General features: G+C 60.1%; 1 protein-coding gene. It reads right to left on the minus strand.

Translation table 11 applies throughout. From position 1 onward, the window contains the following. On the minus strand, positions 1–379 hold a 379-nt coding region (locus AC5ZGW_RS47285), incomplete at its 3' end, for an acetoacetate decarboxylase (RefSeq protein WP_496114292.1). Between the last annotated feature and the right edge of the window lie 27 nt (positions 380–406).

The raw sequence follows: 406 nt of genomic DNA on the forward strand, positions 1-406 counted from the left end.
TTTCGACCTCCAGCTTCGGTTGCGCCAATTTCTTGGGAAACCCCCATAGTTCGCGCCCACCCGCAATCGGCGGATGGTCGTTCAGGAACATCTGATGGGTGAAGCCACCCAATTGGCCCTTGTAGGATACGGGAATGACCTGGCCGCTCTCGGTGTAGTCGCCGAAACCGGTGGAATCCGGCATGCGGATGAACTCGTAGTTCACCACCGGTTCGGTGACCTCCAGCGGTTCCGGCACCACGCGGCGCAGCGCGTCGGGATCGGTGCGGTACTGGATGATGAAATACTCGCGGTCGACGAAGCGGTAAGGACCGGGAGGAAAGGCCGGACTGCTTAGCGGCATCGCGAACGACGATGCGCGCACGGTCTCGTGTTTCACGAAGGTAAGCTCCAAGTTTGTCAGTGG

The organism is Bradyrhizobium sp. Crot121 (assembly GCF_059512385.1).